The organism is Ligilactobacillus agilis (assembly GCF_025311475.1).
Classification (GTDB): domain Bacteria; phylum Bacillota; class Bacilli; order Lactobacillales; family Lactobacillaceae; genus Ligilactobacillus; species Ligilactobacillus agilis.
Genome location: NZ_CP104397.1, coordinates 1386608 through 1407691 on the forward strand (window position 1 = coordinate 1386608; position 21084 = coordinate 1407691).

Below are 21084 nucleotides of genomic sequence, written 5' to 3' on the forward strand. Positions count from 1 at the left end.
ATGAAAAAGCTAAATGTTAAAAATAACGAAACGGCTGTTTTTGCTATTGGTGGTCTAGGTGAAATCGGTAAAAACACCTATGGTATCCAATTCCAAGATGAAATTATCGTCGTCGATGCCGGAATTAAGTTTCCCGAAGATGACTTGCTTGGAATTGATTACGTCATTCCTGACTACCAGTATTTAGTAGCAAACCAGCAAAAAATTAAAGCGTTAGTGATTACCCACGGGCACGAAGACCATATTGGGGGAATTCCTTATTTATTAAAAAAGGTTAATATTCCTATCTACGCCGGGCCACTAGCTTTAGCCTTAATCAAAAGTAAACTAGAAGAACATGGCTTGCTTAGAACAACTGAGTTACATGAAATTAACGAGGACACCGTCTTAAAGTTTAGGAAAACCAGCGTTAGCTTTTTCAGAACGACTCACTCTATCCCTGATACCTTAGGAGTGGCTGTTAAAACTCCTTCTGGTACGATTGTTTGCACCGGGGATTATAAGTTTGACCTAACTCCTGTTACTAATCAGCCACCTAATCTCCAAAAGATGGCTAAATTAGGATCTGAGGGCGTTTTGTGTCTCCTTTCTGATAGTACCAACGCTGAAGTTCCTAACTTCACCAAGTCTGAACGTTGGGTTGGGCGTTCTATTCGCCGCATTTTTGAAAAAGTCGAAGGCCGGATTATATTTGCGACCTTTGCCTCAAATATTTCTCGAATCCAACAAGCAGCCTCTGCAGCAGTTAATAAGGGCCGGAAAATTGTCGTCTTTGGCCGTAGTATGGAAGCCGCTATTGTTAATGGCCGCGAACTCGGCTACCTCGACATCCCAGATGATGCCCTAGTCGACGCCCGGGAAATCAATAGCCTTCCAGCTAACAAGGTCATGATTCTATGTACCGGTTCACAAGGAGAACCTATGGCTGCCCTTAGTCGCATCGCTAATGGGACTCACCGCCAAGTGGCCATTCAACCTGGTGATACCGTCGTTTTCTCTAGTTCCCCTATTCCTGGTAACACTTTGAGTGTCAACAAGGTGATTAATGAACTAGAAGAAGCAGGTGCAACCGTTATTCATGGTAAAGTGAACAACATCCATGCTTCCGGTCACGGTGGGCAAGAAGAACAAAAATTAATGCTACGGTTAATGCAACCTAAATTCTTCATGCCGGTCCACGGCGAATACCGGATGCTTAAAATTCATACTGAGCTGGCAGAAAAATGCGGAGTGCCAACCGAGAATTCCTTTATCCTAGAAAATGGTGATGTCCTGGCACTTACTAAAGATTCCGCCCGCATTGCAGGTCACTTTAATGCCGCCGACGTTTACGTTGATGGCTCAGGTGTTGGTGATATCGGGAACGTTGTCTTACGTGATCGTCGCATCCTTTCAGAAGAAGGTTTGGTTGTGGTAGTGGCTACAATCGATATGAAGAAGCGCGAAATCCTTGCAGGTCCAGATTTACTCTCCCGTGGTTTCATTTACATGCGGGAATCAGGTGAATTAATCAACCAAGGACGCAGACGCCTATTTAGAACGATTAGACGGACTCTGAAAAACGATAAAGTCACTGAAGCTATGTTGCGCGATGCTATTATCGGCGACTTACAGAACTTCTTATTTGAACAAACGGAAAGACACCCTATGATATTACCTATGTTAGTCACATTATAATCAAAGTTTTCCCAATAATTGCTAATCATAATAACCAGGGACAACTGCTAAAAACTAAGTCATTTTAGCAGTTGTCCCTCCTTGGTTAAGGTTACTAACATTTTACGGGCAAAGCTTACTGTTAGTTAATTTTAGAGACCTACTTAATTTAATTGGAGGCATCCAGGCGTGAAAAACTTTTTCGTTATCGTTAATGAAGATGCAAACGATGGCCAAGGTAAGAAAAACTGGCAACTAGTCAAGCAAAAACTGACTGAGCGGCAAGTTTCCTACACTTACCAACTCACTAACAATAATGCTAAAGACTTAGCTTATTCCTTTATCAAAAAAACAGCCACTTCAGAACTAACTAAAACTGTAATCTTAGTGGTTGGCGGTGACGGCACCCTAAACGAAACTTTAAACGGGATTAAGGCGGCCAAGTTAGACTACGACATTCCCTTAGCCTTTATCCCCTCTGGCAATAATAATGGCTTTGCCCAGGGAATTGGCATCAGCTTTGATCCTCTTACCGCACTAGAACAGGTTTTAACCACAGATAAGGCTAGCTATTTTGACATTGGCTTTTTTGAAGAAACGACCCATAATCAGACCGGTTATTTCCTCAATGACTTTGGAATTGGGATTGACGCCTACATTGTCAGTCTTAACGCACACGCTCCACACCATAAGTACCTACAAAAGTTTCATTTGGGCATTTTCTCCTACATTTGGAATGTTTTTGAGGCTTATGTTAACCAAGAGGCTTTTAATGTCACAGTGCGAATTGGGAGTAAGTATGAATTTTACAAGCATGCTTTTCTTGTCAACGTCGCCAACCATCCTTATTTCAAGAAAAATATTGCCCTTTCACCCGTGGCCAACGCAGGTGACCATAAATTAGACCTGATTATCGCCGATAACATGAATTTCTTTAAATTCCTGTTGTTAAGCATCTTAATTTATTTCCGCAAGCAACTTAAACTTCCATCGGTACACCACTATAAAGAAAAGGATATTCATTTGATTATCAATTCTTTAGAGTTTGGCCAAATTGATGGTCAAGAGCAAGGAAATAAATACTATGATATTTTCTTTAAAGCTAGCAAGTATCCATTTTGGTTTACCGCGCTAACACCGACTGATTCCCAAGAAAAATCAGCCTAACAAAATCCCCCCTAACGCTAAGTTAAGGGGGATTTTGTTTAGTTAACCTTTTCCATAAAATCATAGGGGCTTAACCCATCAAGTCCAATCAAAGGTTCAATTTGATTGCCCTCAATTAATGCCATCGTTAAAATTCTTTCTTGAGTAACTTGCCCTTCGGTTGTCTGCTCAGCTGCTACTTGAACTGTATCCGCATCCTCTTTGCGACTTTGGTCAGTTTCAAAAACCTCCGTCAGTCTCTGCTTTAAACTAGTCTGCCGGTTTAAGGAGAGAGTTTCCACGCTAAGTTTAAATGCACTGGGATCTCCAACCATGATTAGCTTTTGTTTAGCCCTAGTTATGGCCGTATACAGTAAATTGCGGGTCAACATTCGTGAAAATTGGCGTACCAACGGTAAAATCACCACGGGAAACTCACTTCCTTGCGACTTATGAATCGATAGGCAGTAAGCTAGCCTTAAATTATTCCAGTTTTTAGTATCGAAGGTAACTTCATTACTATCAAATGCCACAATTAACTGTTGCTCTTTTTTAGAATCCTCAATCCCCACAATCTTGCCAATATCACCGTTAAAGATATTTTCTTCCGGGTTATTGACTAGGTGTAACACCCTATCACCAATGCGAAACTGCTGATTTAAATAGGTGACCTCTTTTTTATTAGCCTTTCTTGGATTAAAAATTCCTTGAATCAACTCATTTAACGCATCTACCCCTGCTATTCCCTTATACATCGGGGCTAGCAGTTGAATTTCGTCTTGCTTGATTCCCTTAGCTAAGGCAATTTTGACGACCTGCTCTATCACTTGTGGAACTTGGTTTGGTTGACAGTTGATAAAAGATCTATCTGCTTGTTTAACTAGCAAATCAGCGGGTAGCTTTCCTTCCTGAACCTTATGAGCTAGCGTCACAATGGTTGAGCCTTCACCTTGACGATAAATTTTACTCAATTCCTTCTTAGGTAAAACGTCGCTATCCAATAAATCGGAGAAAACTTGTCCTGCCCCAACTGAAGGTAACTGATTTCTGTCCCCTACCAAAATAACCTGCATCCCACTCGGAATCGCTTCGAGCAAGGTTTCCATCAAGTGGGTATCTACCATAGAACTTTCATCCACAATTAGTAAATTACCCGTAACCTCCTTAGGTTCAAATTCATCTTCCTCGTTACCGTTTAGACCTAATAACCGGTGGATTGTACTTGCCGTTAAGCCAGTGACTTCACTCATTCTTTTGGCCGCCCGGCCTGTGGGTGCGGCTAACTTAATTGCTTGGGGATTTAAGTCATATAATAGGCAGTAGGCTTCAATAATCCCCTTAATGATAGTGGTTTTACCAGTCCCGGGACCACCTGTCAGTAAAAAGACTGGCGCAACTATAGCCGCCTTGATAGCTTCAAGTTGGTCATGGTCATAGTCAATTCCTAATTTTTTTTCAACAATTCTTAGGGCATGAGCTAATTTTGTTGCCGAAAATTCCGGTTGGTCCTTATCCTTCACCAGGCGGTAACAGTTTTCGGCTATTTTCAATTCGGCGTAGTAATTACGCTTGAGGTAGACTAGCTTTCCTTCGGGAACAATTTTCCTTTGCTCAGCCAACTTAATCATCATATTGGCAATCTCGTTTGGATCAATTTCCTCGTTACGCCCCGCTTCTAAGTAAGCCTGAGCTTCACTTACAACTTGTCTAAGCGTGAGATAAGTATGGCCTTCTTGGTCATTTGCTTCGTATAAAACTTGAAAAATGGCGGCCTCAATTCGGTTAGGGTCATTGCTTGCAAAGCCTAATTCCTCGGCAATTTGATCAGCCCTTGAAAAACTAATCCCGCTAATATCTCGCGCTAAGCGGTAGGGATTTTCATGAATAATATCTAACGCCTGTTCATGATAAGCATTATAGACTTTATTTGCTAAATTTCCCGAAAAGCCAAAACTATTTAAGCCAACGATAATTTGCTCCATCCCATTATTGGCCTGTAAGACCTCAACAATAGTTTGGCGTTGTTTGGCGCTCAGGGCTAGGTCAGCCAGTACGCTTTTGGACGCGAGAATTTTGCTAATGGCATCAGTTCCTAACTTAGCTACAATCTTCGCTGCCGTTTTCTTACCAATTCCAGGAAAATTTTCACTAGCAAAGTAGGCAATCAAGCCCTCTGCAGTCGTTGCAACCTCTAATTGATAATTATCAACCCTAAACTGCTCGCCGTAGGTAGGATGAGCCACTAACCTTCCAAAAAAACGATAGCGGCCTCCTTCCTTAATATCACTAAAGTTTCCCACTACCGTAATCTGACTTTTAGCCCATTCAAAATCATGCTCGAGAGCTTTAACCACTAGTACCTTATAAAAGGTATCGTGAGCTTCGAACAAAATATGTTTTACTACTCCCACTAAGGACTTATTTGTAGCAGTGGAATTTCCAGCAAATAAATTTAGCTCCTCCGTTTTAATCACCTGCTTTATCCTTTGGTTGGGTTTTCTCTATGAAGGCCTCTACCTCTTGGAGACGGGTTTGCATTTTAGCATAATACTTGGCATCGCTTTGTTTTACTTTGGTAAATAAGCCTTTGGCATCTTCGCCTAGTACCAGCTTAACTAAACCTAATGAGAACAGGACTTCCACATTAGCTGGACTAAGTTCCAAAAATTTTTGGTAATATTGCTTTGCCTCTGCAAAACTACCCAAGGCCATTAAACTATCAGCTACTAATTTTAAGGCAGTCGTATTAGTAGCATCTTGTTCAAAAACCGTTAAAGCAAAAGCTACACAGGATTGATATTGCTTTTGCGCATAGTTAGTCTGAGCCAACATCAATAACGCCTCGTTAGCCAACTTACTATCCTTAACCGCTTGAAATTCTTTAAGTGCCTCTGGATAAAACTCACTGGCATAAAAGACGTTACCTAAACCATAATGTAACAATGCCTGCTTATCTGCTTGCCCCTCAAACACATTCAAGGCTTTTTTGAAAAGTTCTTCGGCCTGCGGATAACTTTTCATTTCCGTCAAAGCCATCCCTAATTGGTAATATGCTTCGGGATTATAAGGATCTTTGTCTACTTGAGCGATTAACTGCTTAAGTGCTACTTGAGCCTGCTTTTCTTTTTCTTCACGTTTTGTCATTTCTTCCACCTAAACCATATCTGTTTTATCTAATTTTCTTTTAAGATAATCATGTTTATTCCAGGCTAAGCATTTAAAATGTTCACCATCATTCGTTTGCAAAATAGTAGTGCTAGTATTATTGAGGCCCCCCTTAGCTCGCAATTGCTCTAAAGGTACTCCCAGTAAGTGCCTAATTTCAGCACATAAGGCTGCCCCATGACTAACGATAATTACGTTTTCGTTAGGATAGCGCCGACAAATCTCCTTTACTTTAGGGGTCATCCTAGCGAAAACCTCTTCAAAAGACTCGCCCCCAATTTTGGTTGCATCGTATTTGTCGGGATGGTTTCTAAAAGCATCTACCTCCTCAGGAAAAAGGCGCTCACAGTCTGTAAAATACATTCCTTCCATTTGGCCCAAGTTAAATTCCTTAAAGGCATCATTAATCTCTAGCTTAACATTCTGGTCTAGACTAGCAGCTAATTTTTGAGCCGTAACCCTAGCCCGTTTGATGGGACTAGTATAAATTTTGGCAAACTTAAATTGCTTCAAATAAGTTGCTAACTGCTCGATTTCAGCATACGATTGTCCTAATAGGGGGGAATCCCCCTTAGCCCCTTGGTATCTACCTTCTAAATTCCATTCAGTTTTACCATGTCTAACAAAATATAGTTTAGTCACTTAAAAAACTTCCTTCATCTTATCTAATACCCTTTATTTTACTAGAAATAAGCTTTGGCTTCAAACACCACCCCTTTTTTGGGGTAAATAAAAAATCTACGTTTAATAACTAAACGTAGATTTAATTAGTCCCGTTAAGACTTACTCTTAAGCCTAGACATATTGCAATAATTTTTCGTCTTGGTAAGCATGATCAATCGTCCCGCTCCCTAAACATTCAGCGCCGTCGTAAAAGACCACTTCTTGTCCAGGGGTAATCGCACGAACTGGCTCATCAAAGATAACGTCAACTTTAGTCTTATCTTTATTAAAACGAACTGTTACCCCGCTATCAGTTTGCCGGTACCTAAATTTAGCAGTACAGTGAAATTCATTGCCCCGTTCTTCGATTGGAGCAACAAAACTCAACTTACTTGCATCTAAACTAGTTGCATAAAGGTGCTCATTATGATAGCCTTGTCCAACTAATAAAGTATTAGTCTTAAGATCCTTTCCGACTACGAACCACGGCTCGTTACTCTTGGAATCACCACCGATTCCTAGCCCCCGCCGTTGACCAATAGTATAGTTCATCAAACCATAGTGTTCACCCTTATATTCACCATCGACCGTCATCATCTTACCTGGTTGAGCGGGTAAAAATTCACTTAGAAACTTACTAAAGTTACGCTCACCGATAAAGCAAATTCCGGTTGAGTCTTTCTTTTCAGCGGTGGCTAAGCCCGCCTTCTTGGCAATTTCACGAACTTCTTGCTTGTTCATGCCACCGATTGGAAACATTGCTTTTTGGAGTTGCTCTTGGGAAAGTTGACTAAGGAAGTAAGTTTGATCCTTATTATCGTCTGCCCCCCGCATTAGGTGAACTGTCCCATCTTCGTCACGCTTAAGCTGCGCATAGTGTCCCATGGCAATATAATCTGCATCCAATTCCATTGCGTAATCTAGGAAGGCCTTGAACTTAACTTCCTTATTACACATCACATCAGGATTTGGTGTCCGGCCATTTTTATATTCGTCTAAAAAGTAGGTAAACACTCGGTCCCAATATTCTTTTTCAAAATTAACTGAATAATAAGGAATGCCAATTTGATTAGCTACTTTCGCAACATCTTGATAATCCTCTGTTACCGTACAAACACCACTATCATTTTGATCATCCCAGTTCTTCATGAAGACCCCGACAACGTCATAGCCTTCTTGCTTCAATAAGTAAGCACACACGGATGAATCAACTCCGCCACTCATGCCGACTACGACACGAATTTGGCTCTTATCTTTCATTTAAGTCACCATCATTTCTTTCAGATTCTGAATCTACGATTTGAAGGTCGCTTATCCAGTAAGAGCTATTATACTAATAAAAGTTCTTTTCTGCAAGCTGTCAGCTTAAAAAGGGCCATTCATCTTCGTGATTTGAAACGAGGATGAATAGCCCTTCGTACTATAGTTTAACTAAAATATTATGCGCTACTAAGTCGGCCAAAATAAAGTTTAATTGTTCAACGTTAACCTCAGCATTTTTACCAGTAAAAACGTTAACTTCCTTCAAGCCGTTAGCAGTAACTGTTGCCAATTTAAACTTCTTTAGGCTAGCATCGACCACTACCTTTAACTTAAAGGCTTGACCAAACGGAGTATTAGGATCCAATGAACGTTCTAGTTGAAACTTGCCTCCCTTTGTTTCAACAAAGCCCACATCCCGCAATGAATATCTTTTAATTTCAGGTGAAAGCCGGTAACTATCCTGTGCTCCTAAAACTTTTGCTACCTCTGTATATGCCATAATATTTCCCTACTTTCTTTTTAAGCGCCCAATTATATTAGCGAGGGCCGCTACAGTTTGACTAATTTCGTCCTTGGTATTGGTAATTCCAAAACTAAAACGTAGTGACTGACTTACCCGCGGACTGTCTTTTCCATACATCGCCGTCAAAACATGGGATGGTTCGAGCGAGCCCGCTGTACATGCTGAACCAGCAGCGGCAGATACCCCAGCTAAATCCAAGTTGGTCAGTAACGCATCGGCTGGACAACCCTTAAACCAGATACTTAAAACATGGGGTAATTCATCTTCGTTATGCTTACCGTTAACTTCAAATTCGATTCCTAAAGCCGTAAGTTCGTCAATAAATTGTTGTTTAAAAGCTAAATAATCCTGCCGATGCTTAGCCTTATTTTGGTTAGCCAACTCAACTGCTTTAGCAAAACCAGCAATGGCAGGAATATTTTCAGTGCCGGCACGCCGCTTTAATTCTTGGTCTCCCCCTTTTAATAAGGGTTTAAAGTTGAGCCCATCACGCCGGTACAAAAAACCCATGAATTTAGGTCCATTTAGTTTATGAGCTGAAGTAGAAAGTAAATCAATCTTATCTGCCTGAACATCAATCTCAAGCAATCCATAAGTTTGAACACAATCAGTATGGAACCAAGCGTTAGAAGCGGCCACTACTTGACCGATTTCATGAATTGGCATCCTGGCCCCCACCTCATTGTTTCCCATCATAATTGAGACCAAAATGGTATCTGGCCGTAAAGCTTTTTTGAGGTCTGTAATTGAAATCAGCCCATTTTCATCAACTGGTAAGTAAGTAACCTCAAAACCGATTTCTTCTAAATAAGCCATGGGCTTTAAGACTGCCTCGTGTTCAACTGCACTGGTAATAATATGCCGCCCTTCACTCTTACGGGCTAAAGCCGTTTGAATAATGGCCGTATTATCACTTTCAGTCCCACCACTAGTAAAAACAATCTCGTTGTCATTTTGGGCATTAATTGATTGTGCGATTAGATGACGGCTAGTATCTAAAACAAAACGCGCCTGGCGGCCATAATAATTGACCGCAGAAGCATTACCGAAGGTTGTTTCCATCTTCGTAGTCATTTCCGCAATAACCTCTGGTGCCATGGGGGTGGTTCCAGCATTATCTAAGTATATATAATTCATTTAATATCATCCCTACTAAGCAAGTAAGTTAAGAATCATTTGCGCCGACTTCTTACCTGCATCAATAATAAATTCATCAAAACTTTGACCGGCGTCTTCATCCCCAACGTCCGACATTGCCCGGACAATTAAGAAAGGCTTATCAAATTGGTAGGCCACTTGAGCTACCGCTGCCCCTTCCATCTCACAACATAGTGCTTGTGGATAAATTTCCTTAATTGCCACAATTTGGGCTTGAGAAGAAACAAACTGATCACCAGTCACGATTAAACCAGGTTTCACCTGTAAACCTGCTTGGCTTGCCGCTTCACTAACGGCTTGCAACAATTCTTGATCAGCTTCAAAAATTTGTGGTTGCTGTGGTAGTTGGCCCGGTTTATAGCCAAAGACAGTCGCCGAAGCATCATGGTAAGCGGCCCCGGTAGAAAGCACTAGGTCTCCTACAGCCAAGCCGGCCCCAATTCCACCAGCTGACCCTGAATTAATCACAGCGTCAACCTTGAAGTTTTCAATTAAAAAGGCTGTCGTTACTCCAGCTTGAACTTTACCAATTCCTGCCCGCACCAATACCACTTCGTGGTCATTAATTTGCCCACTATAAAAAATCATATTGGCAATGTTTTCTTCATTAGCATTCGTTAACTGTGCGCGTAATTCCTTGATTTCTTCTTCCATCGCACAAATAATTCCATATTTCATTAAATCTACCACCTAAAAATTAATAAAACGCATAAACAACAAAATCAAGATTAATACCGTCACTAAAAAGGCAATGACATAGTTAAGGCGCCGTTTTAGTTTGGTTATCTTGGCCTCCTCTAAGAGCTCTTTTTGTTGCTTACGCATCTCTGTCCGACTTAGATTTTCAGCCTTGGTTTCTACTTGTTCTTCTGTCATCTATTGCATCGCCTGCCATATCATAATTGCCATTAGGGTTTTGGCATCACAAATCGTTCCCGCTGCAATCTGAGCTTGAACTTCAGCTAAAGTCAATTCTTCCAATTGCAAAAACTCATCGTCATCTTGAGCTAGTTTATTAGCTACTGCCTGCAAATTAACGGCATGGTAAAGATACATCTTTTCATCAGCGAAGCCTGGTGAAGTATAAAACTCAGTTAGTAGTTCTAGCTTGTCAGCTTGAAACCTTGTTTCCTCATTTAGTTCCCTAACCGCAGTTTGACTAGGTGTTTCTCCCGGTTCAATTTTCCCTGCGGGTATTTCCAGGGTAACTTGACCTAAAGGTGCACGCCATTGCCGAATTAACACGATTTTATTAGCCGGAGTTATTGCAATTATACCGACAGCACCTTGATGGCGAACAATTTCTCTCTTGGCTTGACGTCCATCCGGCAGACTGACCGTTTCTAAGTCTAATTTCAAAATGGCACCGTCGTATAAATTTTGGTTAGAGATTACTTTTTCCTCAAAGTCCATCATGACCACCTACTTTTTTAAGTTAGCGACAAATTCTTCATATGCCGCTTGTTCTCCAGTTTCATTCCAAGTTGCCTTAGTAAAGTCGCCTTGCATAGCATCAGCTTGTTCAAGTTCAACTTCGGCTACAAAGCTTGCATTCCCAATCAGTGACATCCAGTATGACCCATCTTGACGTTGATGAACCTTAGTCTTTACCATTCCGCCTGGATTTATTACCGTGATTAAGTCTTCCACGGAAGTTTCTGGATAAAGTAGTGAGTAAACTAAGCTAGAAGCAGACATTGCTGTCCCACAAGCGTTGGTATAACCAACCCCTCGTTCGTAAGTTCTAACAAAAATTTTGTTAGTTGCTAACACCTCTACAAAGCTGACGTTAACCCCATCAGGGAAGAGTGGATTTTGACCATCATTCAAGTAGGAAGCAATCCGACCTAGTTCTTCCACCATTAAGGTTTCATGGTCAACAAAACTAATTAAGTGCGGGTTAGGTACTGCCACGGCAGTGAACTTCAAATTGCTTCCTAACTGGGGAACAGTTTCATTAATTAGTTGTTCCTTGCCAATATGCATTAGCAAATCTTCTGCTTTAAAGCTGACTGGTGAAATCTCAACATCAAATGCGGGTACCCCTTTGGCAAATGCGGGAGCTGCTTTTACTTCTAAATCAGCGTGCATGGTCTCCACTTTAAAATCAGTTAACCCGGTTTGCGTACTCAAATAACGCGCTACGGTCCGTAAACCATTCCCACACATACTTGCTTCACTACCATCAGCGTTAATTACCCGCATCTTTCCAGCTACGCTAGCATCATGACCGGAGGTTACATACAAAACCCCGTCGGCCCCACCATGTAATCCACCTTTTCTATCACAAAGCTTTTGAGCTAGTAACTTTAACTCAGCTTCACTCAACGGCTTCGTTAAATTAGCGGCTGGTAAAATAAAAAAATCATTATTTGAACCATGAACTTTCAACATCTTCATTTTACAATACCTCTTAAGCGAAATTTATTACTTACTCCATCTTAACAAAAAACAATTCCAGTGTGAAGTATTCCAACCTTAGCCCTAATTTGAGCAAAAAAAACAAACCTCAGCAATTAAAGCCAAGGTTTGTTTTTACTAATCAAATACTATTAATCTTCTAAACCAGCACTTACAGCTTCTGGGTAGTTAGCCCGTACAATTTGAGCACAGTGAGCACACAACTTAGGTAAGTCTTGATCTGCACCGACATCTTCTTTAATCATCCGGCACCGTGGGCAAACTTCGCCGCTAGCATGTTCTACCTTAACAGTAACCGCGTCGAGTTTTAATGCATCCGCTGGTGCTTCTTCAAGTGGTAACACATCCAAAGCAGATACAATTAAGACTTGCCGTAAATTAGTATTGAGGCTATCTAGTTCAGCCTTAACCCCTTCAGAAACATAAAGGTTAACGTGGGCTTCAAATGACTTCCCAATTAACTTAGCATTCCGTGCTTCTTCTAAAGCTTTCAAGACATCAGAACGAACCTTCATGAAGCGAGTCCAATTTTCAACCAATTGGTCTTGCCCATCATAGTATTCAACTGCTGGCATCTCTGATAATTGAGCGTATTCTTCTGGTTCTTTTAGATATTCCCAAACTTCTTCAGTAGTGTGTGGCATTACAGGTGTCATTAGCTTAGCTAAGCGAACAGCTACTTCGTAAAGAACTGTTTGCATTGAACGTCTCTTCTGGCTAGCTGCTGCCTCGATATAAACTACATCCTTAGCAATATCTAAGTAGAAAGCTGATAACTCCGTAGTTAAGAAGTTGATTAGCTTCTTGTAAATCGTCATGAAGTCATAGTTAGCATAAGCATCTAGAACTTCCTTAGTAAATTTATTAGTTAAAACTAACATATACTTATCTAGGGATTCTAAGTCTTTGTATGCAACCGTGTCCTTCTTAGGATCAAAGTCACTAGTATTTGCTAACAAGAAGCGCATGGTGTTTCTGAATTTCCGGTAGCTTTCAGAAATTTGTTGGAAACTGCCCATTGAAACCCGGACGTCCGCAGAAGAATCAACACTTAGAACCCAAAGTCTGATGATTTCGGCCCCCATCTTGTCAATTACTTCACTTGGAACGATGGTGTTACCCAAGGACTTACTCATCTTGCGGCCCTTACCATCAAGCGTGAACCCTTGTGATAGGACTTGTTTATAAGGAGCTTTACCCGAAACAGCCACACTTGTAATCAAACTTGAGTTAAACCAACCACGATATTGGTCTGAACCTTCAAGGTACATATCTGATGGGTATTTTAGGTAATCACGTAAAGCTAATACCCCTTGGTGGGAACTACCAGAATCGAACCAAACGTCCATGATATCTGTTTCCTTAACAAAGACCCCATTAGGTGAATGTTCGCTTGTGAAGCCTTCAGGTAGTAAGTCTTTAGCTTCACGTTCAAACCAAACATTAGAACCAAATTCTTCCACTAACTTAGCCACGTGTTCGATGGTTTCCTTGGTCATGATTGCTTCACCATCTTCGGCATAAAAGATTGGTAAAGGCACACCCCAAACGCGTTGCCGTGAGATAACCCAATCGCCCCGGTCACGAATCATATTGTGAAGTCGTTTTTGACCCCAATCTGGGAAGAACTTAACTTCATCAATCGCAGCTAAAATTTCATCCCTAATCTTATCAACGGATGCAAACCATTGTGGAGTAGCTCTGAAGATAATTGGCTTTTTAGTCCGCCAGTCAAATGGGTAACTATGTTCATAGTCCATAGCCTTTAAAAGTAGCCCAGCTTCTTTTAATTTAGCTAGTGAAATTTCGTTAGCATCTTCATAAAAGACTCCGGCAAAGTCAGGCCCGGCTTCTTCAGTTAGGTAACCTTTGTCATCAACAGGAACAAAGATATCTAAACCGTATTTCATCCCTACGTTAAAGTCGTCTTCCCCAAAACCAGGAGCCGTGTGGACTAACCCGGTCCCAGCATCTAAAGTAACGAAGTCGCCCAACATCGTGACTAACTTCCGGTCAGGGTAAAATGGGTGTTGGGCCAATACCTTGTCTAATTCTTTACCTTTAACAACCTTAACTTCTTCATAACTTTCCCAGCCAAAGAGTTCAGCGTTTTGCTTAACTAATTCAGTGGCTAGTAAATATTTCTTGTCGCTACCTGCTGGTTTAACAACAGAATAATTAAAGTTAGGGTCAATCGTAATCCCTTCAGAACCAGGGATAGTCCAAGGGGTAGTAGTCCAAACCACCATGTAGGTATCTGTGTCTAAGACCCCTTTACCATCCACAACTTGTTCACCATAAAAAGCGGATGGAGAAGTTACGTCATGGTATTCAACTTCTGCTTCGGCTAAAGCTGATTCGGATGACCAAGACCAAAAGACTGGTTTTTTACCCTTGTAGATTAAACCTTTTTCGGCCATCTTGCCAAAGACCCGAATTTGAGCTGCTTCAAACTTAGGGTCTAAGGTTACGTAAGGGTTATCCCATTCACCGGCTACCCCTAAGCGTTTAAAGTCAGTCCGTTGCTTGTCGACTTGTTCTAGGGCATATTCACGACATTTTTCCCTAAATTCAGCAACACTCATTGCCTTACGGTCAACCCCAGCCTTTTTTAGCTGTTGTTCGATTGGCAAACCGTGTGTATCCCAACCAGGAACGTAAGGTGCCCTAAAGCCCATCATTGACTTAGAGCGTACAATAATATCCTTAGAAATTTTGTTTAAAGCGTGGCCCATGTGGATGTTACCATTAGCATATGGAGGTCCATCGTGTAAAACAAAACTAGGTTTACCTTCGTTTAATTTTTGTCTTTGTTGGTATACTTTATTTTCTTCCCAAGCCTTTTGCCGTTCTAATTCACGAACTGGTAAGTTACCCCGCATTGGAAATTTAGTCTTACCTAAATTTAATGTGTCTTTAACTCGCATAGACAGCCTTCCTCTCTTTTAATAACTTAGTGATACAAAAAAAGACCTCATCACAAGGGACGAGATCTTACCGTGGTACCACCCAAATTTAAACTTTAACAAGTTCATCTTAACCATTTGATAACGGTAATGAGCCGACCACGCTTACTATTAGTTCAGCCTAGTATTTATAAAGATGATAAGTGTTTATCCGCCAACTACCAATCTTCCACCAACCATTGGCTCGCTATTGTCTAAGATAAACCCTCGCGTTCTTCTAATTAATTATTAATATAAACATTATCTGCAAATTCATTATCATTAGTGTCATCACTAGCATCTGGGAAAACGACAACCGTTTCATTATCATTTTCAGTGTCAGTTTGTGAGTCTCCATTAGAAAATGAAATATCATCTGCAACTGATTGTACTTCTGAACTGCCGTCTTTGTCAAGACTTTCATCCTTACGAATTGCTTCTTGAATTTCTTCAAAGCTACTTGTGTCGCCTTGCTTCAAGATTTCATCCCATTCGCTACCTTTAACCACTTCAAGCTGAGATTCCATCATTACTTGGAGTTTTTGTCTAAAGATTCTTGCTTGTTTGCGTAAATCATCGGTTTCTACCGCTAACTTCTTAGCCTTCTTAGAAGCTTCATCTAGGATATGACGCGCCTTTTCGTTGGCTTGGTCAATAATATCTTGCCCTTGCTTTTGCGCTTCCCGGTTAATAATTTCAGCTTCTCGCTGTGAATTTGCCTTAACCTTGTCAGCTGCTTCTTGGGCCACAATAATTGATTGGTTAAGGGAGTCCTTCAAATCATTAAAGTACTTAAGCTTTTCTTGATTTTGCTTAAGGCTATCTGTTAAACGTTCATTTTCTTTTAACGCTTGCTCATAATCCTTAATAACTTGATCCAAGAAGTCATTTACTTCATCTTGATCGTAACCACGCAACTTTACATGAAATTCTTTATTATGAATATCTAATGGGGTCAATGCCATCCCCAACACCTCCAAGTATGTAATGACTACATAATTATTTACCTAATATGGATACGCCTAAACGTAATTTACCTTTTTTAGACGTTCCTAACACTTCATCTAAACGAATTCTGCCATGACCTCTGACAGAAATGATATCGTACGAGTCCAAAGTATAGTCAGCCTTTTCAATTAGCATCCAATTAAGTTGGACCTTACGACTTTTGATTAATTCTTTTGCCCGTTGCCTCGAGATATGATAGCAACTCGCAATTATTGCATCTAACCTAAGGGAAGTTACCGTTATACTAGCTTGTTGCCATTCATCCAAAGGCTCAATGACTTGCGCTGGTTCTAATTCAACTAACTTAACCTTAATCTTGGCAATCCTTTCAATTTGGCTTTGAAAGTAATCCTTCATGTTAGTTTGTGTAAATACTTGCCAACGCTCACCATCTGTAATAATATCTCCAATTACATTTCGATTTAAGCCACTATTCACCAACGTACCTAAAATTTGGCCATGGCTTAGTTCCGCAAACTTTTGCGGATAGCTTATCTCTAGCGGAGTTACTTCAAAGTCACTTGCTTGTGGTTCATAGTAACTTGGAAAAATTAACATTCGCTTTCGCTCGGCCGCTAAATAGCCACCACGAGCCTCAAGTTTTAGCTCGTCACTATTTCCCAGTAACGTTTGGATGATATAACGTTCCCTTGGATTTAGAAAGTGCGTCAAGATTGGACGGTACTCAGTTTGCGCTTGCGCGATTAAAGCCATAAACTCATCGACTAAGGGTCTTTCTTCCACCCGAAAATGTTGATAGATTGTAGGGTTTACCATCGTTTTTACCTCTTACAAAATTAAACTTAAGAAAAACAACAACCCTTTTTCAACAATTCCTAATGCAAAAAAAGCAACTAGCGGTGAAAAATCAATTCCCCCCAATGACGGAATGAAGCGAAATATCTCTAAGTATGGCTCACAAATACTAGCCAAAAACCTTCCTAGTCCAGTCTGATATGCACCTGGAAACCAAGACATCAAAACATAGACTACTAGAGCCAATTCGTATAAGCTAAATAAATTTATAATAACGGTAAACAGCAAATTGTCACTCCCTAATTAAAACTATTCTTACTTTGACCAAAGCCCGATAAATCGCCCTCAATCGTGAAACTACTTGAAGTACAAAGAAAAATGGTTTCACCAACCCGCCTAATTTCTCCGTCGACTGCAAAGACTACCCCTGAAAGGAAATCGACTACGCGGTGGGCACTATCGTCATCCATTCTTTGAAAATTAACCAAGGTCGCTTCACCGGCTAACAGTCTCCGCGCAATTTGCTTCACATCAGAAAAGACCCGTGGTTCAAAAATCATGATTTTCTTTTCAACTGTTTGGCCTTTATTCTTACCGACCAATGACATCACCTTAGTATCACGGCTAGTATCTGAATTACTAGTAACTGGTGTTTCATCTTCCTCATAGTAATCTTCTTCGTCATAGTCATCACCAAAAAAACGCTTCAACATATTATTCATTTTTCTTGGCACCCCCTATCCATTTTTTAATGACGGTGTCTTAAAAACGGTGGTGTATCTAAATTGTCATCATCACTATCAACTGATTGAGCAGAACCTGAGCCGAAGACATCAAACTGAGTCTTTTCAACATTTTCAAAGCGATTAGTTCTAGTCTTAGGGGTAACTTTAGGACCATTATCAAGTTCACGACTTATATTCCAGTCATTGAATTTGTCCTTGGAACCAGTGTCCCCATCCGTCTCTTGCTTAGACGCACGTGGACGTTCATTTAAAATTCGCTTAGGCTTTTTGCTTTCGTTTTTTTTATCAATCCCAGTTGCAATTACAGTTACAACCACCGAATTTTCTAGTTCTTCGTTAATTGAAGTCCCAAAGATAATGTTGACATCGCTCGAAGCAGCTTGGGTCACAATTTCTGAAGCGGCTTGTGCTTCAAATAGTGATAAATCACTACCACCGGTGATGTTAAGCAAGACATGTTCTGCCCCATCAATTGATACTTCCAGTAATGAAGAAGAAATTGCCCGCTTGGTAGCTTCTTCAATCCGGTTATCGCCTTCGCCAGTCCCGATTCCCATCAAGGCTGCCCCTTGGTTTTCCATCACGGTCTTAACATCGGCAAAGTCCAAGTTAACATAACCTGGAGAAGTGATTAAATCAGAAATTCCTTGCACCCCTTGGCGTAAAACATTATCGGCTTCATGGAAGGCTTCTAACATTGGGGTATTCTTATCGACAATTTCTAATAAGCGGTCGTTAGAAATAATTACCAAGGTATCGACGTTTTCCTTTAGTTGAGCAACACCCTCAGCGGCGTATTTTGCACGTCTTTGCCCTTCAAAGGTAAATGGGCGGGTAACGACCCCAACAGTAAGTGCCCCTTGTTCTTTGGCAATTTTAGCCACAATCGGTGCAGCTCCTGTCCCTGTACCGCCACCCATTCCGGCGGTAACAAAAATCATGTCGGCACCTTCTAAAGCTTGGGCAATTGCTTCTTCACTTTCTTCTGCTGCCTTTTGGCCCTTATCAGGGTTAGCCCCGGCACCAAGTCCCCGTGTCAATTTAGGTCCTAATTGAATTTTCACTTCGGCGTTGGAATTCTTTAAAGCTTGAACGTCGGTATTAGCAACGATGAATTCAACCCCTTGAACGTTATCAGAAATCATCCGGTTAACGGCGTTACCACCAGCGCCCCCAACCCCAATTACCTTAATAACTGCTTGACTTTCTTCTGTATTTGAATCTAATGTTATATCAAAGCTCATAATCTACCTCCACCTTAATCCTCGTCAAATAGGCCAGCCATCATACCTTTTATCTTACTAAAGAAGCCTGCCTTCTTTTCTTCATTAGGATAATCCGCTGCTTCTTCGTAATCATCTAGTTCTTCTGACTGCACTTCTGCTTGCCTATCTTTAACTTGCTCATTTCTATAGGCATTAACGTTGCTAGTTCCCAACTTCTTATCAATGGTATGTTTTACCACCAAAGCTACTTCATTTTGCAAAGCAACGTAAGTAACTAACCCCAATACCTGGGTGTAAGAAGGAATTCTTAGCCCCATTTCATTTGACCTAAAAATGCGTACATTCACTCCAAAAATTTCTTCCGCTAATTCGGCAATTCCTGGCAGGTCAGCCATACCACCAGTTAAAATTATCCCACCTGGTAAATCTAAGGCCCCAACCTTACCCAAGGCTTGAGCAATCTTACCAAAAATTTGCTCTAATCTAGCTTGGATAATTTGAGCTAAAAATTCTTCGGTCACCATCCGAGGCTCTTGCTTGCCGACAACTTGAACTGCAAACATTTCTTCGCTAGACGCACCGCTAGCTAATGCCAAACCATAGTTTCGCTTTAGAGACTCTGCATTTTCAACAGAAGTATTTAAAACAACAGAAATATCTCTCGTTACAAAGTCGCCGCCTTCTTGGTCGACATATGTATATTTCAACTTATGATCATGAACAACTGCGGCGGTTGTCTGTCCTCCGCCTAAGTCAATCACAATCGCGCCAAAATCCTTTTCGCCTTCGTCTAGCGCCAATTGAGCGGTTGCAATTGGGGCAACCACAATTTCTTGAACCCTCAGGCCGGCTCTTTCCACACACTTTTTAGTATTGTATAAGATTGTTTTAGGGCCAGTATACATGACCCCTTTCATTTCTAGGCGAACTCCCACCATTCCGCGGGGATCCCTAATACCTTCAAAGTCATCCACAACAAACTCATCAGGAGCTATATCGATTACATCACGTTCTGGGGGTAAATTTTGCACAAGGGCTGCTTCCGTAACCCTCTGAACATCTTCGTCGGTAATTTCCTTAGCACGGTTAGCATCATCACCGATAGAGATCATTCCTTGACATTTTTCAATTTGAAGCATGTTGGCTGGTAACCCAACAATTACGTCAGTAATGTCAACTCCTGCTTTATCTTCAGCTTGCTTTACTGCATCTTTGATTGCATCTACTACTTGATCGATATCAACAATGACCCCTCGATTCAAGCCAGCAGAAAGCGTATTTCCTGATCCAATAATATTAAGCTGCCCTTTCACATACTCAGCAATTATGACTTTAATCGAAGTAGTCCCGATGTCCAATCCTACATATAATCCAGAATTATCCATCAATTAGGCCTCCTACTCGAATAATCTTTTATTTAAGCATATTTTTTTATTGCATTTTATCTTATACAAGTATATTAAATATTCGTATTAATAATTAGATTTTACCACATTTGTTAGGTGTTTTACCATTGTTGTCTGTTTAATTATCTAAAAAAAACTTAAGGTTATTCATTACTATTCTTAGGATATGAATATGCCCCTACTTCTAGGTCGATTATTCCTTGATAGTTCATTTTAGCTACAATGCTTGGATAATAAGCCAACTTCTTAGCAAGCGTTTCAGCATTAGCAATTACCTGGTTACCATCATTCATATAAAGTAACAGCTTGGTAGGGTCGGACTTAGTTGGGGTAAAGTGAATTTCGGAAATGGCTCCTAGTAGCCTATTTGGCAACAAATTTAATTGTTGCGCTAATAAAGTAAGGTTGGCATTAGCTTTATATACAACTACTGGAACATTTCCGGATATATTAGTCGTTTCACTTAGGTTTGTGCTGCCATTTTGCCTCAATGAATAATAGTGCTTATCCTTTTCCAAAAAGGCCACCCGCCGAAATTGGTTAACCTTGATGACAATTTGACTTCCAGCCATAGTTACTTTAGCCCTATTTACAAAGGGGACGTTAGTGACAATTGTTTTTTCCGCCTTATTTTTATTCAATAAAACTGATACTAGGGTCTGGCGTTGCTTAATCTTACTAGCTTTAACCACTACTTGTTCATCTTTAGTTGCCAGGTGTTCAACCTTTACTTGGGCTACCCGACTGATAGGCAAAATAAAGTACAAAGAAACTACTGCAATCGTAGCAAAAATAATCAATAAGCTACCACCAGTTTTCTCCACCCGACGTCGTTTTACCTCTGCTAGCAAGGGTAGCTTACGTTTTTGGCGTTTTTTTTGCTTTTGCTTAGCAAATTTTTGGGTTTGTTGCTTTGCCCGTTTTGCCTGGGCCTTTTCCCAAGGGGTTAATTCTGCCTCACTAGTAACTGGCTTGTTTACCTTTTTTTTCAAAAAACCCCCC

20 protein-coding genes are annotated in these 21084 nt (G+C 40.7%); 2 read left to right on the forward strand and 18 right to left on the reverse strand.

Going from position 1 to position 21084, the window contains the following annotated elements:
• Positions 1-1677, forward strand: a complete 1677-nt coding sequence (rnjA, locus tag N4597_RS06910; RefSeq protein WP_050612476.1) for a ribonuclease J1 — start codon at positions 1-3, stop codon at positions 1675-1677.
• A gap of 168 nt (positions 1678-1845) precedes the next feature.
• On the forward strand, positions 1846-2823 hold the full coding sequence (locus tag N4597_RS06915) for a diacylglycerol/lipid kinase family protein (RefSeq protein WP_260903082.1): 978 nt from the start codon (positions 1846-1848) through the stop codon (positions 2821-2823).
• Between the two features lie 38 nt (positions 2824-2861).
• Here the strand turns inward: N4597_RS06915 and recD2 are convergent, their stop codons facing one another.
• From recD2 to N4597_RS07005, 18 genes are all read right to left on the reverse strand, one after another.
• A complete protein-coding gene (gene recD2 / locus N4597_RS06920; RefSeq protein ID WP_260905249.1) occupies positions 2862-5273 on the reverse strand; it encodes an SF1B family DNA helicase RecD2 in 2412 nt (803 codons plus the stop codon).
• The gene (locus N4597_RS06925) at positions 5269-5946 is read right to left on the reverse strand and encodes a tetratricopeptide repeat protein (RefSeq protein WP_260903085.1); all 678 of its coding nucleotides are present in this window, start codon (positions 5944-5946) and stop codon (positions 5269-5271) included. The genes recD2 and N4597_RS06925 overlap by 5 nt, the downstream gene beginning before the upstream one ends.
• A gap of 9 nt (positions 5947-5955) precedes the next feature.
• Positions 5956-6609 carry a histidine phosphatase family protein gene (locus tag N4597_RS06930; protein WP_056976498.1) on the reverse strand — a complete coding sequence of 218 codons (654 nt, stop codon included), beginning with the start codon at positions 6607-6609 and terminating at the stop codon, positions 5956-5958.
• 153 nt (positions 6610-6762) lie between these two features.
• Complete coding sequence (gene mnmA / locus N4597_RS06935) at positions 6763-7890, reverse strand: tRNA 2-thiouridine(34) synthase MnmA (RefSeq protein ID WP_202022142.1); 1128 nt, start codon at positions 7888-7890, stop codon at positions 6763-6765.
• Between the two features lie 160 nt (positions 7891-8050).
• Positions 8051-8392, reverse strand: coding sequence for a DUF1831 domain-containing protein (locus tag N4597_RS06940; protein WP_050612481.1), 342 nt, complete (start codon positions 8390-8392; stop codon positions 8051-8053).
• A gap of 9 nt (positions 8393-8401) precedes the next feature.
• Complete coding sequence (locus N4597_RS06945) at positions 8402-9553, reverse strand: cysteine desulfurase family protein (RefSeq protein WP_260903096.1); 1152 nt, start codon at positions 9551-9553, stop codon at positions 8402-8404.
• 15 nt (positions 9554-9568) lie between these two features.
• A complete protein-coding gene (locus N4597_RS06950; protein WP_260903099.1) occupies positions 9569-10252 on the reverse strand; it encodes a 5'-methylthioadenosine/adenosylhomocysteine nucleosidase in 684 nt (227 codons plus the stop codon).
• Positions 10253-10264: 12 nt separating this feature from the next.
• Entirely contained in the window at positions 10265-10450 is a 186-nt protein-coding gene (locus tag N4597_RS06955) for a hypothetical protein (protein WP_050612484.1), read from the reverse strand.
• A complete protein-coding gene (locus tag N4597_RS06960; RefSeq protein ID WP_260903103.1) occupies positions 10451-10987 on the reverse strand; it encodes an NUDIX hydrolase in 537 nt (178 codons plus the stop codon).
• A 9-nt stretch (positions 10988-10996) separates the two neighbouring features.
• Positions 10997-11974, reverse strand: a complete 978-nt coding sequence (gene dapF / locus N4597_RS06965; RefSeq protein ID WP_260903105.1) for a diaminopimelate epimerase — start codon at positions 11972-11974, stop codon at positions 10997-10999.
• A gap of 152 nt (positions 11975-12126) precedes the next feature.
• Complete coding sequence (ileS, locus tag N4597_RS06970) at positions 12127-14922, reverse strand: isoleucine--tRNA ligase (protein WP_202022139.1); 2796 nt, start codon at positions 14920-14922, stop codon at positions 12127-12129.
• Between the two features lie 260 nt (positions 14923-15182).
• On the reverse strand, positions 15183-15905 hold the full coding sequence (locus N4597_RS06975; RefSeq protein ID WP_167589520.1) for a DivIVA domain-containing protein: 723 nt from the start codon (positions 15903-15905) through the stop codon (positions 15183-15185).
• A gap of 34 nt (positions 15906-15939) precedes the next feature.
• A complete protein-coding gene (locus N4597_RS06980) occupies positions 15940-16725 on the reverse strand; it encodes a YlmH family RNA-binding protein (RefSeq protein WP_101811710.1) in 786 nt (261 codons plus the stop codon).
• Positions 16726-16737: 12 nt separating this feature from the next.
• Positions 16738-16992: a YggT family protein gene (locus tag N4597_RS06985; protein WP_260903113.1), complete on the reverse strand. Its 255-nt coding sequence runs from the start codon at positions 16990-16992 to the stop codon at positions 16738-16740.
• A gap of 11 nt (positions 16993-17003) precedes the next feature.
• Complete coding sequence (locus N4597_RS06990; protein WP_056976489.1) at positions 17004-17426, reverse strand: cell division protein SepF; 423 nt, start codon at positions 17424-17426, stop codon at positions 17004-17006.
• A 26-nt stretch (positions 17427-17452) separates the two neighbouring features.
• Positions 17453-18694, reverse strand: coding sequence for a cell division protein FtsZ (gene ftsZ, locus N4597_RS06995; protein WP_170091080.1), 1242 nt, complete (start codon positions 18692-18694; stop codon positions 17453-17455).
• A gap of 14 nt (positions 18695-18708) precedes the next feature.
• Positions 18709-20061 carry a cell division protein FtsA gene (gene ftsA / locus N4597_RS07000; protein WP_260903119.1) on the reverse strand — a complete coding sequence of 451 codons (1353 nt, stop codon included), beginning with the start codon at positions 20059-20061 and terminating at the stop codon, positions 18709-18711.
• Positions 20062-20225: 164 nt separating this feature from the next.
• On the reverse strand, positions 20226-21074 hold the full coding sequence (locus N4597_RS07005) for a cell division protein FtsQ/DivIB (protein WP_260903123.1): 849 nt from the start codon (positions 21072-21074) through the stop codon (positions 20226-20228).
• Positions 21075-21084 lie beyond the last annotated feature (10 nt).

Coding starts and splice junctions, on each gene's coding strand:
- rnjA (WP_050612476.1), top strand. CDS start 1: ATGAAAAAGCTAAATGTTAAAAATAACGAAACGGCTGTTTTTGCTATT.
- N4597_RS06925 (WP_260903085.1), bottom strand. CDS start 5,946: ATGACAAAACGTGAAGAAAAAGAAAAGCAGGCTCAAGTAGCACTTAAG.
- mnmA (WP_202022142.1), bottom strand. CDS start 7,890: ATGAAAGATAAGAGCCAAATTCGTGTCGTAGTCGGCATGAGTGGCGGA.
- N4597_RS06940 (WP_050612481.1), bottom strand. CDS start 8,392: ATGGCATATACAGAGGTAGCAAAAGTTTTAGGAGCACAGGATAGTTAC.
- N4597_RS06945 (WP_260903096.1), bottom strand. CDS start 9,553: ATGAATTATATATACTTAGATAATGCTGGAACCACCCCCATGGCACCA.
- N4597_RS06950 (WP_260903099.1), bottom strand. CDS start 10,252: ATGAAATATGGAATTATTTGTGCGATGGAAGAAGAAATCAAGGAATTA.
- N4597_RS06955 (WP_050612484.1), bottom strand. CDS start 10,450: ATGACAGAAGAACAAGTAGAAACCAAGGCTGAAAATCTAAGTCGGACA.
- N4597_RS06960 (WP_260903103.1), bottom strand. CDS start 10,987: ATGGACTTTGAGGAAAAAGTAATCTCTAACCAAAATTTATACGACGGT.
- dapF (WP_260903105.1), bottom strand. CDS start 11,974: ATGAAGATGTTGAAAGTTCATGGTTCAAATAATGATTTTTTTATTTTA.
- ileS (WP_202022139.1), bottom strand. CDS start 14,922: ATGCGAGTTAAAGACACATTAAATTTAGGTAAGACTAAATTTCCAATG.
- N4597_RS06975 (WP_167589520.1), bottom strand. CDS start 15,905: ATGGCATTGACCCCATTAGATATTCATAATAAAGAATTTCATGTAAAG.
- N4597_RS06980 (WP_101811710.1), bottom strand. CDS start 16,725: ATGGTAAACCCTACAATCTATCAACATTTTCGGGTGGAAGAAAGACCC.
- N4597_RS06990 (WP_056976489.1), bottom strand. CDS start 17,426: ATGAATAATATGTTGAAGCGTTTTTTTGGTGATGACTATGACGAAGAA.
- ftsZ (WP_170091080.1), bottom strand. CDS start 18,694: ATGAGCTTTGATATAACATTAGATTCAAATACAGAAGAAAGTCAAGCA.
- ftsA (WP_260903119.1), bottom strand. CDS start 20,061: ATGGATAATTCTGGATTATATGTAGGATTGGACATCGGGACTACTTCG.